Source organism: Nonomuraea sp. NPDC049480, assembly GCF_044465905.1.
Lineage (GTDB): Bacteria > Actinomycetota > Actinomycetes > Streptosporangiales > Streptosporangiaceae > Nonomuraea.
Genome location: NZ_JBITMD010000018.1, coordinates 70,696 through 85,719, shown reverse-complemented (window position 1 = coordinate 85,719; position 15,024 = coordinate 70,696). Strand labels below are relative to the sequence as shown.

At 68.8% G+C, this 15,024-nt stretch carries 15 protein-coding genes; 5 read left to right on the top strand and 10 right to left on the bottom strand.

All coding sequences use genetic code 11. The features are described 5' to 3' along the window. Positions 1-4: 4 nt before the first annotated feature. The 3 genes from ACIBX3_RS39705 (at position 5) to ACIBX3_RS39695 (ending at position 2,157) form a co-directional block, all read left to right on the top strand. Positions 5-658, top strand: a complete 654-nt coding sequence (locus ACIBX3_RS39705; RefSeq protein WP_397125715.1) for a TetR/AcrR family transcriptional regulator — start codon at positions 5-7, stop codon at positions 656-658. An 84-nt stretch (positions 659-742) separates the two neighbouring features. Beyond that, entirely contained in the window at positions 743-1,519 is a 777-nt protein-coding gene (locus ACIBX3_RS39700) for an MBL fold metallo-hydrolase (RefSeq protein WP_397125714.1), read from the top strand. Positions 1,520-1,695: 176 nt separating this feature from the next. Continuing rightward, positions 1,696-2,157: a GtrA family protein gene (locus ACIBX3_RS39695; protein ID WP_397125713.1), complete on the top strand. Its 462-nt coding sequence runs from the start codon at positions 1,696-1,698 to the stop codon at positions 2,155-2,157. 108 nt (positions 2,158-2,265) lie between these two features. Here ACIBX3_RS39695 and ACIBX3_RS39690 read toward each other — a convergent pair whose 3' ends face one another. Together ACIBX3_RS39690 and ACIBX3_RS39685 are read right to left on the bottom strand one after the other, a co-directional pair. Beyond that, complete coding sequence (locus ACIBX3_RS39690; protein WP_397125712.1) at positions 2,266-3,675, bottom strand: FAD-dependent monooxygenase; 1,410 nt, start codon at positions 3,673-3,675, stop codon at positions 2,266-2,268. A gap of 385 nt (positions 3,676-4,060) precedes the next feature. Beyond that, on the bottom strand, positions 4,061-5,494 hold the full coding sequence (locus tag ACIBX3_RS39685) for a GNAT family N-acetyltransferase (protein ID WP_397125711.1): 1,434 nt from the start codon (positions 5,492-5,494) through the stop codon (positions 4,061-4,063). Between the two features lie 101 nt (positions 5,495-5,595). On the opposite strand from ACIBX3_RS39685, the gene ACIBX3_RS39680 reads away from it, so the two are divergent. Continuing rightward, positions 5,596-6,474, top strand: a complete 879-nt coding sequence (locus ACIBX3_RS39680; protein ID WP_397125710.1) for a LysR family transcriptional regulator — start codon at positions 5,596-5,598, stop codon at positions 6,472-6,474. A gap of 424 nt (positions 6,475-6,898) precedes the next feature. Here the strand turns inward: ACIBX3_RS39680 and ACIBX3_RS39675 are convergent, their stop codons facing one another. After that, positions 6,899-8,173, bottom strand: coding sequence for an ABC transporter substrate-binding protein (locus ACIBX3_RS39675; protein WP_397125709.1), 1,275 nt, complete (start codon positions 8,171-8,173; stop codon positions 6,899-6,901). A 393-nt stretch (positions 8,174-8,566) separates the two neighbouring features. Between ACIBX3_RS39675 and ACIBX3_RS39670 the strand changes: the two genes are divergently transcribed. Beyond that, positions 8,567-8,971 (top strand): VOC family protein, encoded by a 405-nt coding sequence (locus ACIBX3_RS39670; protein WP_397125708.1) that lies wholly within the window; start codon positions 8,567-8,569, stop codon positions 8,969-8,971. A gap of 287 nt (positions 8,972-9,258) precedes the next feature. Here the strand turns inward: ACIBX3_RS39670 and ACIBX3_RS39665 are convergent, their stop codons facing one another. The 7 genes from ACIBX3_RS39665 to ACIBX3_RS39635 all read right to left on the bottom strand — a co-directional run bounded on the left by ACIBX3_RS39665 (position 9,259) and on the right by ACIBX3_RS39635 (position 15,018). After that, positions 9,259-9,879 carry an MBL fold metallo-hydrolase gene (locus ACIBX3_RS39665; protein ID WP_397125707.1) on the bottom strand — a complete coding sequence of 207 codons (621 nt, stop codon included), beginning with the start codon at positions 9,877-9,879 and terminating at the stop codon, positions 9,259-9,261. Further along, positions 9,880-10,965 (bottom strand): S-(hydroxymethyl)mycothiol dehydrogenase, encoded by a 1,086-nt coding sequence (locus ACIBX3_RS39660; protein WP_397125706.1) that lies wholly within the window; start codon positions 10,963-10,965, stop codon positions 9,880-9,882. Between the two features lie 78 nt (positions 10,966-11,043). Then, positions 11,044-12,156 carry an alcohol dehydrogenase catalytic domain-containing protein gene (locus ACIBX3_RS39655; protein WP_397125705.1) on the bottom strand — a complete coding sequence of 371 codons (1,113 nt, stop codon included), beginning with the start codon at positions 12,154-12,156 and terminating at the stop codon, positions 11,044-11,046. Between the two features lie 34 nt (positions 12,157-12,190). Beyond that, positions 12,191-12,508 (bottom strand): 2Fe-2S iron-sulfur cluster-binding protein, encoded by a 318-nt coding sequence (locus ACIBX3_RS39650; protein WP_397125704.1) that lies wholly within the window; start codon positions 12,506-12,508, stop codon positions 12,191-12,193. 47 nt (positions 12,509-12,555) lie between these two features. Further along, positions 12,556-13,809, bottom strand: a complete 1,254-nt coding sequence (locus ACIBX3_RS39645) for an NAD(P)/FAD-dependent oxidoreductase (RefSeq protein ID WP_397125703.1) — start codon at positions 13,807-13,809, stop codon at positions 12,556-12,558. After that, positions 13,806-14,363, bottom strand: a complete 558-nt coding sequence (locus ACIBX3_RS39640) for a cupin domain-containing protein (protein ID WP_397125702.1) — start codon at positions 14,361-14,363, stop codon at positions 13,806-13,808. The genes ACIBX3_RS39645 and ACIBX3_RS39640 overlap by 4 nt, the downstream gene beginning before the upstream one ends. Next, complete coding sequence (locus tag ACIBX3_RS39635; protein WP_397125701.1) at positions 14,356-15,018, bottom strand: 4-carboxy-4-hydroxy-2-oxoadipate aldolase/oxaloacetate decarboxylase; 663 nt, start codon at positions 15,016-15,018, stop codon at positions 14,356-14,358. The genes ACIBX3_RS39640 and ACIBX3_RS39635 overlap by 8 nt, the downstream gene beginning before the upstream one ends. Positions 15,019-15,024: the final 6 nt, after the last annotated feature.

Below are 15,024 nucleotides of genomic sequence, written 5' to 3'. Positions count from 1 at the left end.
AGGCATGAGCGATGTCAAGCGGCCGAACAAACGGGCGCAGAAGGCGAAGGAGACGCGCAAGCGCATCCTCGCGGCGGCGCTGGAGCTGTTCGTGCGGGACGGATACGGCGCGACGAATCTTCAGGACGTCGCCGACAAAGCCGGGGTCGCGGTGCAGACGATCTACTTTGTCTTCGGCAACAAGCGCGCCCTGCTGAAAGAACTGGTCGATGTCACGATCGCGGGTGATGACGAGCCGGTGGCCACGATGGACCGGCCGTGGTACGTCGCGGCGCTGGCCGCCGACACCGCCCAGGACCTGGTGAGCGCCTACGTCGCGGGCACGACCTCGGTCCTGGAGCGGGTCGCGCCGATCGGCAGGGTCTTGGAGGCGGCGGTCGCGAGCGACCCCGAGGTCGCCGCCCTGTGGCCGCACGACGTCGATCCGCGTCACGTCGTGCAACAAGGGGCGGCCAAGGCGCTGGTCGGCAAGCCGGGCGCACGGGCAGAGATGCCGGTGGAGGAGGCCGCCGACCTGCTGTACTGCCTGCTCAGCCCCGAGCTGTACCTGCTGTTCGTGCACGAGCGCGGCTGGACGCGCGAGCGCTGGGAGCGGTGGGCCTGCCAGACCCTGAGCGCTCAACTCTGCTCAGATCAGGGGTCGGCCACCCAGGGCTGAAGCCCTGGGCTTGCGTCTCGCGGCGAGCGGAGGAGCGTGCATCCGAGCCATCCATGACCATCTGAAAGCTGGCATCCTCTACGGATGCGACAGATAACCGTTCTCGGCAGTTGTGGTGCGTTTCCCGAGCCGGGCCGTGCCTGCAGCGGATTCGCGGTGGACTGGGACGGTTACCGCCTGCTGCTCGACCTGGGCTACGCCACGCTGCCGCGGCTGCTCGCGCACTGGCCGGACGGCGCGGTGGACGCCGTCGTCGTCACCCACGAGCACCCCGACCACTGCATCGACCTGCACGGGTTGTTCCGCATGCGGTTCTACGGCGACCCCGGTGGGCCGCGGCTGCCGTTGTACTGCCCGCCGGGCGTGGTCGACCGGATCAGCGGCCTGGAGCCCGATGTCGACCTCCACGCGGTCTTCGACGTGCATCCGCTGCCCGGCAGTTATCGGGTGGGGCCATTCGCCCTCACCGGATTGCCGCTGCCGCACCATGTGCTCAACACCGGCATCCGCGTAGAGGCCGACGGGGTCGCGCTGGCCTACACCGGGGACACCGGCCCGGCCCCCGCGCTCGCCGAACTCGGCCGCGACGCCGATCTGTTCATCGTCGAGGCCACCGATCGCGACGGCGAGATCGACCGCCCCACCCGCAATCTGCTGGCCTCCACGGAGGCCGGTCAGTGGGCCGGCCGCGCAGGCGCCCGCCGGCTGATGCTCACCCATTTCTGGCCGGGAAACGACCGGGCCGCCTCCGTGGCCGCCGCGCGGAAGGAGTTCGGCGGTGAGGTGCTGGCGGCCGAGGAAGGACTCACCGTCACGCTCGGGCCGAACCAGCGCGGCGGCCACCGCATTGACCGGGTTTGATCACGCGGCTCTGTGGTGAGGGCGGCCCCAACGCTGCCGGCGTTCGCCGCGAATGCGGGCTCCATCGGCTCGTTGTGACCGACGTCATAGCGAAGCCGGGCTGACCAGCGGGTTTCTCATTCGCGGTTAATGATCGCCCAAGAGAGCTCCCATGCCGGTCTTCGATCCTCGATGTCATGAGCGTCCTGACCGTCACCCCCCATGCTCCCGCCACCGCCCCGGGTTCCGCCCCTACGGCAGTCGCTCGCCGGCTGCCGTCCTACGCGGTCGTCGGCTCCATGTGCACGGTGGCCTATCTCGTGCTGTTCTGGGCGCTCTCCATGATCCTGCCGTCGATGGCCGCCAACACCGCCGCCATGCTCATCACGGCGATCGCCAACACCGCCGCCAACCGGCGGTTCACGTTCGGGGTGACCGGCAGGGCGGGAGCCGTGCGCGATCATGTCGGCGGGCTCATCGCCTTCCTCATCGGCCTGGGGATCTCCACCCTGAGCCTGGCCGTCCTGCCCTCGGACTCGTCGCAGGCGGCGGAGCTGATCGCGGTGATCGTGGCCAACGGGCTGTCCTCGACGGTCCGGTTCGTACTGCTGCAGGGATGGGTCTTCAACCCGAGACTGCGTACGAGAGCCCATGATTGAACAGCTGGCACCGTCCACGCGGTCGTGACGCCATCGAAGCCGAGCCGGGCGGGGTGACGAGGTAACGCGGTCCGGAGGAGGCGCGGTGGTCGAGCGCCCTCTCCGAGATCACCGGCTCGGAGTTCCGATCAGATCGGTCAAGGCCTGGTGAAGCCGGGCGGCGTCCGCGCCCGCCCAGCCCACGTATCCGTCCGGGCGGACGAGCACCAGAGGGCCGCCGGGGGTGGCGGGTGCCGCCACCCGGACCTGGTCCTCCCAGCCGGTGACGTCGGCGTCGCCGATGAGGACGAAGTGCCGGCCGCGTAGCGCCTCGTACAGACGGCTGCCGTCGGCGAGTGGCACGTCGGCGGCGCGGGTGCCGACCAGTTCGTGCGCACCGGCGGGCGCGGGGTAGGTGTAGCCGATGCCACTGAGCTGTCCGGTGACCTTCGTGAAGATCTTGGGGATGGACAGCGCGCGCCGTGCGGCGAAGCCGCGGATCGCCTGGCCGGCGGACGACTCGATCATGGCGGCGCGGATGATGGCGCCGCTGCTGCGCAGCACCGAGCGGCCGACCGGGTGACGCTCGGCATGGTAGGTGTCGAGCAGGCTGTCGGGCGCGCCACGCAGCGCCGCGGCGAGCTTCCAGCCCAGGTTGGCCGCGTCCTGGAGGCCGGTGTTCATTCCCTGGCCGCCGGCCGGCGAGTGGACGTGTGCCGCGTCCCCGGCCAGGAAGACCCGGCCCACCCGGTACTCCGGCACCTGCCGCTCGTCGCTGTGGAACCGCGACAGCCAGCGGGCGTCGTACATGCCGAAGTCGGTGCCCAGAGCTCGCTTGGCGACCTCACGGACCTCCTCCAGGGTGAGGGGCTCGTCGTCGGGTACGGCATGACGGCGGTCCCACGCGAAGACTCGGTGGTAGCCGTCGCCGAAGGGCGCGATGAAGGCGAACGCGTCGCCGACCCCGTTGACGGTCAGCATCTCGGCCGGCCGCTCGGCGACCTTCACGTCGGCGAGCATGATGGACTTCAGCACCGACTTGCCGGGGAAGGGCTGGCCGAGGGCCCGCCGTACCGCGCTGTGATAGCCGTCGGTGCCGACGACGTAAGCGGCGCGGTAAGCGTTGTCCTTGGTGGTGACCGTGACCCCGGTGGCGTCCTGGCTCAGGTCCACGACCTCGGCGTTGTGGACGACCTCGGCGCCCGACTTCAGCGCCCGCTCCAGGAGGAGATTCTCCAGGTTGTACTGCGGGGTGATCAGCAGGTAGGGGAAACGGCTGGGCAGCTCCCCCAGGTCGACCTCCACCCGCTCGAACAGCCTCAGCCGGCCGAGGGCGGTGCCCGTGGCTACGAGCTCGTCGGCCAGGCCGCGTGCGTCCAGCTGCTCCAGGGTGCGGGCGTGGACGCCGAACGCACGTGAGAGATTGGAGATCTTGCCGTCACGGCGCTCCAGGACGGTGACCGCGATCCCCGCCTCCGCCAGATCTCCCGCGAGCAGGAGCCCTGTGGGTCCCGCGCCTACGACGATCACCTGGGACATGACGCCTCCTTCTAGGTCATCCCCTGCCGGTCAACACCCGTTGGCATAACTCAAGCACCTTCCTCAATAAAGTGTCAACACTTGTTGGCCTACAGTTGTTGACATTTCGCCGGCCCCGCCGAGGCGGCACGCCGGTGGATCTCCCGGCCGCCCGGGTGGACGCGAGGACCGGTGCTGAAGCACCTCACCGACAACTCACACGCCTTTGAACGGCAAGCGCGGTTCGCCCGCCCGAACCCCACCAGGCACCCCACACCCTGGGAACGGGCGCGATAATCCGGCAGATTGACGACCGAGCCATCCGGCCGGCGCGCCGCGGTCGTGGCTCGTGAGTACGACATCCCGCGATCACTCCGGCGATCCGCCGGCCTTCCTGCGCTCGCCCCTACGCCCGCCGGCGGTAGTGGTAGGCGTGCGACCTCGTGAAGCCCAGGCCGTCGTAGAGTGCGCGCGCCGGGATGTTGTCCTCTTCGACCTGGAGGTAGAGCCGGGACGCGCCCTGCTCTTCCGACCAGCGGGCGGCGGCCGCCAAGATGGCCTTCGCAACGCCCTTGCGCCGATGACCGGGGTGGGTGGCCATGCAGAAGACGCCCGTCCAGCCGTCCTCTGTGACCGCCAGCCCCAGGCCGGTGGCGTCCTTGGCCAGCAGCACCGCCTTGGAGGCGATGCGGTTCATGACATCCATGTCGTCGGCATGGCCGCATACCGCCTCGAACAGCGCGGGCCAGCGGGCGCGGTCGTCCACTCGCTCGATCCCGCCGTCGTCTTCGGCCGCGGCCAGAACGGTCTCGGTGCCGGCGGTCATGACGAGTGTTCTGGCCGCCAAGGTGTAACCGCGCTCCGACAGGAGCAGGTCGAGTTCCCGGTGATGTTCCGTGGGACTGACCTGGACGGTCACGGGGATCGCTCGTTCCGAGTAGAAGGCCTCCAGCGCCGGGATGGACGGGGTCGCGCCGAAAAGGGGGAGCGCCGAGTTGGAACGCTTGCGGTTCATGTCCGGAGTGTGGCGGAGCAACCAGCCATCGCGTTCCTCGAGGTGCCGGGCAGGCCAGGCGTTGACGGCGCGCCGTTCGATCTGCCACGGACGGGACGCGCCGCACAGCCGGACGAGTTCGGGGACCAGGTGCCTGAGCATCTCCTCGTCCTGCGGGTCTGAGGGCGCGTACTCGGTGATGCCCAGGCCGGCGATCTCGTGCCGGGCGGCCAGATCGGCGATGGCCTCGGTCAGGGCCGCCGCGGACAGGCCGCCGGGTTCCGGGTAGCCGACCGACGTGATGCCGTCCAGGACGTCGAGATCCACGTGGATGTAGAGGACCGCGCCTTCGTCGATCGTGGACAGTCCCCCGATGCCCGTCCGCCGGATGTAGTCGGCCTCCGCGGGATCCAGCGAGCGCGTACCGGCCAGGGCTATCTGGTCCGGGCGCAGCGCGGGCGAGGGCACCAGGTCGGACGGGCCGTCGCCCTGGAGCGTACGAAGGATCATGCCGTGGAAGGCGCCCGACGGGGACGTGGCGGGGGAATTCATGTCGCCGTGGGCGTCGAACCATACGAGGTTCAGGCGGTCGCCGTACCGGCGCAGCGCGGCCGCGACCGGTTCGAGCTCGACGCCGCAGTCCCCGCCGACCGTGACGACGAAGCCGTCCTGAGGAAGTGCCTGGCGGACCCGATCGGCGGTCTCGGCGAGGGTGCCGCCGGTGTCCACGCGTACGTGCCGGGCCTCCGGAATCATTGCGGCCAGCCGGGCGGCGCCTTCGACGAGCCGGGGCGCTGTGGGCGACAGCGACCCCTGCCACTGGGGGACCTCAACGACGGTCAGCATCCAGCCTCCTTGCGATGTTGTGTGGGCTGAGCGACAGTTTGCGTGGTCCCAATTGGCAACGTCCACTTAGTATTCCTGAGTCGATCTATAAGGTTTACTTGATGCTGGATCCCACCAGGCTCCGCCTCCTGCGCGAGTTCGCCGAGCATGGCACGATGACCGCCGTGGGTGAGGTCTGCGGCATGACCTCTTCCGCCGTCTCGCAGCAGCTCGCCACCTTGGAACGCGAGGCCAAGGTCCCGTTGTTCGAACGTGCCGGACGCCGTGTCCGCCTCACCGCCGAAGGGCGGCGCCTGGTCCGGCACGCGCACATCGTCCTGAACGCGCTGGACGCCGCGGAGGAAGACCTCCGCTCGGCCTCCACCCCGAGAGGACCCCTCCGCGTGGCCTGTTTCGCCACGGCCGCGGTCCATCGCGTGCTGCCCGCGATAGCCGCCGCAAGGACCCGCCATCCGGCCCTCCACGTGATCCTCTACGAACTCGAACCCCGCGAGGCGGTCGAGGCGCTCCGCGACGGCACCTGCGATCTGGCGATCACTTTCACCTACAACCTGATCCCCGAGGACCCTCCGCTCGGAGTCACCCGGCGACTCCTGGGCGTCGAGCCCATCCTGATCGCACTCCCCGCCGGCCACCCGGCCGCGACCGGCGAGGTGGACCTGCGCTTCCTGCGCGAGGAGCAATGGATCGCCGGCTCCCAAGGCACCACCGACCACGAGATGCTCGACCGCGCCTGCGCCTTGGCCGGCTTCCACCCGAATGTCATCCACACGGCCGACGACTACGCGCTCGTCGTCCGCATGGTCCGCGAAGGTCTGGGTGCCAGCCTGGTCCCCGAACTGGTCGCCACGGTGGTCGGCGTCCCGGACGGCGTCGTGCTCCGCCCGATCTCCACGATCGAGATCACCCGGACCACCCACGCGATGGTCCGCACCGCGACCCCGGCCGTCAACGCCGTGCTCGAACTGCTCGGCGGGTGATGCGGCCCGGGCGGTCCCCTCCGGCGCGGGCCGCCACCGCACTGGCTGAACGCCACTGAGCAGCGCGAGGTGGTGATCGCCGGTACGGGGCCGTCGGTGAAGATCGGATAGCAGTGGATGCGGAAAGAGCGTCAGGAATTTCGCCGTCAGCGTTTCCACCGCTCCGGCTTCACACCCATTTCACCTCAACGAGCGGACACCCAGGAAGCGACGGGTTGTCAGGCACCGGCGTTCGCCGCTGCGGACCCCCGAGGGTGCGTCCTGCGACTGATTCCCACCACGTCCTCGAGAGCGAGGAAGGACCGGCCGCGCGGACCGCCGCGTTCACCGGCTGCGCAGCCGGTCTACCGGCTGCGCACCGGATCGGCGCACCGGATCGGCGCCTCGGCTGCCGGGCCCGACGAGCGCGTACCAGAGGTCTCCTCTAGCCTGCGATGAGGGCGTTGGCCTCCGTGATGAGCTTCTGAGCGGCCTCGTCAGAGGTCATCCGGCCGAACAAAACCTCATTCGTATACCGTGTGAGGACGTCCTCTATGGCGCTGGCGTGCTTCGGCGGGGCGGCGGGCGGGTCCGTGAGCTCGCCCTTGATCTCGTCGAGGAAGGCCAGCGTCTTCTTGTCAGTCTCCGGAAGCTTGTCCCTGACCGCCGCCAGCACCTTGGAACTGGCCGGCAGGCCGCGGTCACTGAGGATGATCGCGCCCGCCTCCGGATCGTTGATCATGAAATCGATGAACTTGGCCGCCTCGGCCTGACGCTCAGACTTCGCCGAGGCGGTGTAGAACATCGCGGGCTGCAGGAACATGCCGCCCGCGGAGGCGCCCTGTGCCTTCGGCATCCGCAGCAGGTCCACCCCCTTGCCGCCTGACGCCTTGTTGATCGAGCCGAGCTGGTTGCTCCACCACATCCCCATCGCGCCGTTGCCGGTGGCGAACAGCGACCGGTCCTCGCCCTGGGCCCCGAGCTCAACGCTCTTGGCGGCGTCAGGAGAACCCTTGGTCTTGATCAGCTTCCGATGGATGGCCCACCACGCCTTGAGCGTGTCGGGCGAGACGCCGATCTTGTTGCCCTTGTAGAAGGACTCACCCCGCTGAGCGGCGAAGATCTGCAGGAAAGCCGGGTTGAAAGCCTGCTGCGTGCCGTAGACCTTGCCGCCGGTCCTTGCGGTGATCTTCGCCGCCAAATCGACGTACTCGTCCCAGGTCCACATGGTGTCGTCGGGTAGGTTCTCCCCCGCGTCCTCGATCGCCTTCGGGTCCACGACCAGGGACCAGGCGTTGACGCCAGTGGGGATGGCGAACTGCTTCCCGTCGATGGCTCCGGTGGCCAGCACCTTGCCGTCGATGTCGGCGGTGTCGACCCTGCTGGACAGGTCGGCGAGCGTGCCGCGCTCGGCGTATTCCCGCAGGCCGCGGATCTCGATCGTGATGACGTCAGGCGCTTCGTCGCCCGCGACCTTCGTGGCCAGCTTCTCGTAGTAGCTGCCGAAGTCGGAGAACTCTTCCTCGACGTCGATGTTGGGGTTCTGCGCCTCGAACCTTTTGATCGCCTCTTGCGTCATCTTCTGCCGTGCGTCACTGCCCCAGTAGGAGAAACGTAACTTGATCTCACCGTCGGCGCCTTCGCTGCCGCAGGCCGTAGTGATCACCAGCACAGCAGTGGCCAGCGACACTGCCGTCCACATCTTCTTGCCAGAGCCCACAGCTCTACCTCCTGGGGGTCGGGGGTGCAGGACCTGCTCCGGTCCTGGGTGGCCACACCACGGATCAGTTACTTCCGTCCGGCCAGGAAGAAGTCGAAGCTCAGCCCGAGCACGCTGATCGGCATGGCGAACATCGGGGCCTCACGACGACTCTCCACCGGAGTCAAAGAATCCCGCAAGGCTACCGGTGTGGTGAAGTTGTCGGAAACCTATTGAGGTAGAGGAACTGGCTGAGGAAGCCGTTCCAGGCGGCGGCGGTGAAGAAAGCGCCGGGCTAACGTCGGGCTACGGAACCAAGCGGCCCTTTCCTGCGCTCGCATCTACTCGCCCAGCCGCCAGGGGCCGGTGGGGGGGCGGTGGTGCCTTCGCCCGAGTGGCACTAGTCTGCCGATCATGCGCATGCTGCACCTCGGGCTACGGGTCACCGACCTGGAACGCTCGCTCGCCTTCTACACCGCGCTCGGGTACGCCGAGCTCGGCCGTGTCCCCGACACGGCGTTCGGCAGCCTGACCATGCTCCAGCTGCCCGACGATCCGTTCGTCAGTCTCGAACTCGTGCACGACCCCGCGAGACCGGTCAAGGACGTCGGCGCCGTCAACCACCTCGTCGTCCAGGTGGACGATCTCGATGCCACGATCGCCGATCTCACGGCCAAGGGTGTCACGGCCGAGCCGCCGACGGAGCCGGGGCCGGGGCTCCGGACGTCATGGCTGACCGACCCCGACGGCTACAGGATCGAGCTCGTGCAGTGGCCACCCGGCCATCCAGCGGGCATGACGGCGGCCGATTTCGCCTGACGGGTTGGCGGAGCAGGAATCGAGGCCGGCTCCGATGGCGGGAGGGCGTCGATCGCGCCTTTCATGATGTGCTGTGGCAGGCCGAACTGCACCATCGCACCACCGAGCGGCAAGAGCGGGACACCGGCGGGCCGGCGCGGGCAGCGCCGCCGATCGCGAGCAGGCGCTCATCGAGCGCGAGCAGTCTGTTGCCGGTAACCGGCTGGAGAGCTCTCCTGGCGTAGCGGAGACGGTGCGGCCCCGGGCTCAACATCCCCCGCCGCTCGTGGCGCACTTAAAAGCAAATCTCAATGCCCTCGGCGGATCCATTCGTGCACGTGAGGCTGCTCGGTACCGATCGTGGTGTCGGGCCCGTGGCCGGTGTGCACGGTCGTCCCGGGCGGCAGGACGAGCAGTCTGTCGCGGATGGAGGCGATGATCGTCTCGAACGACGAGTGCGAGCGCCCGGTGGCGCCCGGCCCTCCCTGAAAGAGGGTGTCTCCGGTGAAGACAGCACTGAGGTCGGGTACGTGGAAGCAGCAGGCGCCCGGAGCGTGACCCGGTGTGTGCAGCACCCGCACTCCCATGCCCGCCACCTCGATGATCCGCTCGTCGACCAGTTCGCCGTCGGGCTCGCGTCCGGGGTGGGTGAGTCGCCACAGGGGCAGGTCGGCGGGATGGAGGAGGATCGGTGCGCCGGTCAGGTCGGCGAGTTCGGGGGCGTGCCGGATATGGTCGTCGTGGGCGTGGGTGGCCAGCACGGCCAGCACCCGCCGGTCCGCGACCAGCTTCATGATGGCCGCGGTGTCGTGCGGGGCGTCGAACACCACGCATTCGGTGTCGTCGCCGAGCACCCAGACGTTGTTGTCGACGTCGAACGTCTGACCGTCCAAGGTGAAGGTGCCGGAGGTGACGGTGTGGTCGATCATCTAGAGAGTCACCACCGAGCGGAGCACCTCGCCGTGGTGCATCTTGGCGAACGCCTCCTCGACCTGGTCCAGCGCGATGGTCTCCGTGACGAACTTGTCCAGCGGCAGGCGGTGCTGCAGGAACAGGTCGATCAGCATGGGGAAGTCGCGGCTGGGCAGGCAGTCGCCGTACCAGGACGATTTCAGCGAACCGCCGCGGCCGAACATGTCCAGCAGAGGCAGCTCGATCCGCATCCCGGGCGTCGGCACCCCTACCAGGACGACGGTCCCGGCCAGGTCGCGGGCGTAGAACGCCTGCTCGTACGTCTCCGGGCGGCCGACCGCCTCGATGACCACGTCAGCACCGTGGCCGCCGGTGAGATCGCGGATCGCCTCGACGGGATCGGCCGTGCGGGAGTTGACGATATGGGTGGCGCCGAAGTCTCGAGCCCAGGCGAGCTTGCGATCGTCCACGTCCACCGCGACGATCTTCGCGGCTCCGGCCAGCGACGCGCCCAGAATCGCGGCGTCGCCGACGCCACCGCAGCCGATCACGGCCACGCTGTCGCCCCGGGTCACCCCGCCGGTGTTGACGGCCGCGCCGATCCCGGCCATCACGCCGCAACCCAGCAGGCCCGCCACCTGGGCGGGTGCCTCGGCCGACACTTTGGTGCATTGCCCGGCCGCCACCAGCGTCTTCTCCGCGAACGCGCCTATACCCAGCGCGGGTGACAACACGGTGCCGTCCTTGAGCGTCATCTTCTGCTTGGCGTTGTGGGTGTTGAAGCAGTACCAGGGCCGGCCGCGCCGGCAGGCGCGGCACTGGCCGCACACCGCGCGCCAGTTCAGGATCACGAAGTCACCGGGACGCACGTCGGTGACGCCCTCACCGACCGCCTCGACGACGCCCGCCGCCTCGTGGCCGAGCAGGAAGGGGAAGTCGTCGGTGATTCCGCCTTCCCGGTAGTGCAGGTCGGTGTGGCAGACTCCGCACGCCTGGACGTTCACCACCGCTTCGCCCGGTCCCGGGTCGGGCACCAGGATGGTCTCCAGGGACACCGGCTCGCCCTTGGCGCGGGCGACGACGGCTTGTACTTCATAGGTCATGGGATCGATCTCCTTCTCATCGGTGTACGCGGATGGGAAGCGAATCCCAGGCGCGACAAGGTGTTCTTGTGATGGCGATCAGATCTCGACGAGGTAGCTGGTGAAGCCGCCGTCGCCGCCGGCGACACCGGAGATCGCCTCGTTGATCTCGGCGAGTGGCCAGCTCTTGGGTTGCAGCACCGAGATGTCCAGCGCTCCGTGACGGATCATCTCGGCCAGCTCGATCCCTTCGGCGGTCGTGAACCAGACCGAGCCGATCAGCTCCATCTGCTCGTCCATCCACCACTTCACGTCGACGCCGAGCTCACCGGCAGTCCCCCCGATGTTGACGATCCGGCCCCCGCGCTTCACGCCGTGCATCGCGTCCTTGAACGAGTCGAGTGAGGCGACGGCGCCGAGCGTATCGACCATGAGGTCCGCGCCCCGGCCGGCGGTCGACGACTTCACCCAGGCCGCGGTGCTGCCTTCGACGTTGGAGAACGTCTCGATCCGGTCGGGGGCGAGTGCCTTGAGTCGCTCCAGCAACCGGGTCCCGCGCGCCACGGCGTAGATACGTGAGACGCCGAGCGCCAGGGCCACGAGGGCGACGCCGACCCCGAGCGTTCCGGTCGCACCGTTGATGATCAACGACTTACCTGCAAGGGATCCCAGCTTCTTGACCGCGGCAAAGGACGTTCCGAGGTAACCCATCCGGGTCGCCTGCCGGAACTCGACGGTGTCCGGGAGCTTGACGAGGGCGCTCTGCGGGGCGCGCATGTATTCGCAGAAGCCCCCGTACGGATAGCGTCTGAACATCTCGAGGCTGTTGTCGTTGTAGCCGAAGTAACCGTTCAATGTCCAGAAGTCGCATTTCTGCGGGGCGCCGGACGCGCAGGCGTGGCAGGCGCCGCACGAGCGTCCCGGGTTCACGTAGACCCGGTCCCCGGGCTTGACGTTGACGACGAGCTCCCCGACCTCGTGCACGATGCCCACGGGATCGAGCCCGAAGATCGCCGGACGTGGCGGGAGCGGCATCTGGGGGTACCACGACTCCCAGTTCGCGAGCACGTTGGCCAGGTTGGGGACCATGCCGCAGCCCTTCACCGCCACGACGACGTCCGTGCCGATGGCGGTCGGACGTTCCACGTCCTCGATCACCATCTTGTCGCCGACCGCGTGCAGCCGCGCGGCGCGCATCAGTTGCACCATCATGCCCTTCTTCAATCAGAATGTGCCGAAGCGTTCGTCAGTCCTCGGGCGCGATCGTCACGCGCACGCTTTCGAGCTGGGGACCGAATATCAACTGGCAGGACAGGCGGGAGCTGTCCTCGAAATAGTCGGACGCATCGAGGAGATCCCCTTCGTCCCGCGACGTAGGCGGGAGCTCGGCGCCGTCGGGCAGAGCGTCGACGTAGACGTGGCAGGTCGCGCACGAGAGGCTTCCCCCGCAGATCGCCTGCAACTCCTCGATCCCGGCGTTGCGAATGTTCTGCATCAGCGACATGCCCTCGCGGCCTTCCACCGTGTGGGCCACACCGTCCCGTGTCGTGACAGTGAAGTGCATGGTCGGTTCCTCCTCCTGGCAAAGAGAGACTGTGATGGCGTGGCGGATCAGGCCGCCGCCGCAGCGATTTCCTTCAACGGCGTCCGCACATCGGTCAAAAGTGCAGGATCGATGCGCGCGCCGGCTTCCACGAGCTTGCGTCCCTGCACGTAGTCCCGGGTCGCGTTGACGCAGTCCAGCGCGAGGACCGCGCCGTTCTTCAAATAGAAGAGTGAAAAGCTTCGCCCCCCGGGGTGACTGCGGAGGACGGTCTGATCGTGGCCGAGGCTCAGGCCGATGGTCTGGAGTCGCAGGTCGTACTGGTGCGACCAGAACCACGGGACAAGCCGCAACGGCTGGGGGTTCCCGCTGATCGCCTTGCCTGCCGTGTGAGCCTGTTCCGAGGCGTTCTGCCGCGACTCGATGCGGACACCGGGCCCGTTCCTCATCACCGCGCAGTCGCCGACGCAGTACACGTCCGCGAGCGTCGTGCGGCAGATGCCGTCGACCAGGACGCCGGTCTCGCCCGACGCCGCCTCCGCTCCCGCACGCAGGAGCGGCTCGATCGCCGGCTCGATGCCGATTCCGACGATGACCTGATCGGCCCGGATCACCGTGCCGTCCGTGAGGCGTACGCCGCTCACCGCACCGTCGCGGCCCAGGATCCCGGCGACGCCGGTGCCGAGGCGCAGGTCCACCCCGCGGGATCGATGCTCGGCCTCGAAGAAGCGGGACACCGGTTCCGCGGCGACGCGGGCGAGGACCCGGTCCAGCGTTTCGATGATCGTGACCTCCTTGCCGAGTTCGCGGAGCACCGCCGCGGCTTCGAGGCCGATGTAGCCGCCGCCGATCACCGCGACGTGATGGCTCTGCGGCAGGGCGGCGATGAGCCGGTCGCAGTCCGCCTTGTTGCGCAGCGTGCGGACGCCGTGCAGGTCGTTGCCGGGGCACGTCACCGCGCGCGGCCGGCCTCCCGCGGCCCACACCAGCACGCCGTAGCCGATCGTGGTGTGATCGTCACACGTGACCGTGTGGGCCTCGGGGTCGACCGCTTCGACCTTCCGGCCGAGGCGCAGCGTCACCGGGTGCTCCGTCCAGAACTCTGACGGGCGCAGGAGCAGGTGCGCGAAGTCCTTCTTGCCTGCCAGGTACTCCTTCGACAGGGCAGGACGCTCATAGGGCGGCACGGGCTCGTCCCCGAGCAGGCCGATACGTCCTTCGAACCCCGCCTGCCGAAGAGCGATCACGGTCTCCGCGCCCGCGTGCCCGCCGCCGACGACGAGGCAGTCGAAGTGCTCAATGGTGGAGTGTGCCGGTGTCATCGTGGCGTGGCGCCGATCAGGACGAAGCACATCGTCGCGGTCCGGTCTGTTTTGTTCCGCCACGCGTGCCGAGTGCCGCACTGGACTGCCACGTCGCCGGTCCGCAGACGCGTCGTGGCCCCGTCGTCCAGTTCCAGCCAGATCTCCCCGTCGAGAACGACGTCGTAGTCGACCGTCTCCGTGCGGTGCATGCCCGGTGCGTCCGCCTCGAACCGCTCGGCCAGACCGGGGATGAACTCCCGCTGCTCCGCGTCCGCGGCGGCCGGGTCGAACTCCGGGCTCGCCATCGACGAGTCCGGCGGAAAGGTGACGATCATGAGGCGGGTCTCGCCGGGTGCCGGCGGCACCGCGAGTCCCGCGGGCGCGCACTCGCCGTCGTCCTGCGGCAACGGCGGAGTCGCCGCGGTCGCGTAGACGACCGAGGTCATCATGCCGGGGATCGAGGTGTAGTGATGCGCGTTCGGGACGGGACCGTCGCTGACGACGACGGACTTTCCGTCTCTGGTGCCGGTGACCACACGCCGCGGGACGTCCGGCGGCGCGAACCTACTCATAAGTCAGTCCTTTCTCCTGCAACCGGGTCCGCATCGCGTTGACGTCGAGGCTGAGCCGGCCGGACGCGTAGAGCCGGCGTTTGCCCTCCTCCGCCGCGGCGCGACGGCGGGCTGTCTCGAGCACCGCGGCCGCGGTGCCTCGCGGCACCACGCAGACGCCGTCGTCATCGGCCACGATCACGTCGCCCGGCGTGATCGAGGCGCCGGCGCACACGATCGGGACCTGGACGTCGGCGAGTGTCTCCTTGACGGTCCCCTGGGCGCTGACGGTCTTGCTCCAGACGGGGAAACCCATCGCCCGCAACTGCGTGACGTCGCGCACCCCGCCGTCGATCACCAGCCCGCGGATGCCTCTGGCTTTCGCCGACGTGGCGAGGAGATCACCGAAGTAGCCGTCGTCGCACGGCGAGGTCGGGGTCACGACCAGGATGTCACCCGGTTGCGCCTGTTCGAGCGCGACATGGATCATCCAGTTGTCCCCCGGCGGCACCTCGCAGGTCAGAGCCGTCCCGGCGACGGTCGTCCCGGATTGGCGAGGGCGCAGCCGAGCGCCGAGGAGCCCGGTCCGGCCCTGCGCCTCGTGAACGGTCGCCACGCCGAGTGCGGCGAGCCCATCACAGGTCGCCGCATCGGTGCGCGCGATCGTCGTCACCACGCGTGC

What these genes read in the sequence shown, in the direction of transcription:
- ACIBX3_RS39655 (WP_397125705.1), bottom strand. Translation starts at nt 12,156, where the DNA reads ATGATGGTGCAACTGATGCGCGCCGCGCGGCTGCACGCGGTCGGCGAC.
- ACIBX3_RS39690 (WP_397125712.1), bottom strand. Translation starts at nt 3,675, where the DNA reads ATGTCCCAGGTGATCGTCGTAGGCGCGGGACCCACAGGGCTCCTGCTC.
- ACIBX3_RS39705 (WP_397125715.1), top strand. Translation starts at nt 5, where the DNA reads ATGAGCGATGTCAAGCGGCCGAACAAACGGGCGCAGAAGGCGAAGGAG.
- ACIBX3_RS39660 (WP_397125706.1), bottom strand. Translation starts at nt 10,965, where the DNA reads ATGACCTATGAAGTACAAGCCGTCGTCGCCCGCGCCAAGGGCGAGCCG.
- ACIBX3_RS39640 (WP_397125702.1), bottom strand. Translation starts at nt 14,363, where the DNA reads ATGAGTAGGTTCGCGCCGCCGGACGTCCCGCGGCGTGTGGTCACCGGC.
- ACIBX3_RS39645 (WP_397125703.1), bottom strand. Translation starts at nt 13,809, where the DNA reads ATGACACCGGCACACTCCACCATTGAGCACTTCGACTGCCTCGTCGTC.
- ACIBX3_RS39650 (WP_397125704.1), bottom strand. Translation starts at nt 12,508, where the DNA reads ATGCACTTCACTGTCACGACACGGGACGGTGTGGCCCACACGGTGGAA.
- ACIBX3_RS39695 (WP_397125713.1), top strand. Translation starts at nt 1,696, where the DNA reads ATGAGCGTCCTGACCGTCACCCCCCATGCTCCCGCCACCGCCCCGGGT.
- ACIBX3_RS39680 (WP_397125710.1), top strand. Translation starts at nt 5,596, where the DNA reads ATGCTGGATCCCACCAGGCTCCGCCTCCTGCGCGAGTTCGCCGAGCAT.
- ACIBX3_RS39700 (WP_397125714.1), top strand. Translation starts at nt 743, where the DNA reads ATGCGACAGATAACCGTTCTCGGCAGTTGTGGTGCGTTTCCCGAGCCG.
- ACIBX3_RS39685 (WP_397125711.1), bottom strand. Translation starts at nt 5,494, where the DNA reads ATGCTGACCGTCGTTGAGGTCCCCCAGTGGCAGGGGTCGCTGTCGCCC.
- ACIBX3_RS39665 (WP_397125707.1), bottom strand. Translation starts at nt 9,879, where the DNA reads ATGATCGACCACACCGTCACCTCCGGCACCTTCACCTTGGACGGTCAG.
- ACIBX3_RS39670 (WP_397125708.1), top strand. Translation starts at nt 8,567, where the DNA reads ATGCGCATGCTGCACCTCGGGCTACGGGTCACCGACCTGGAACGCTCG.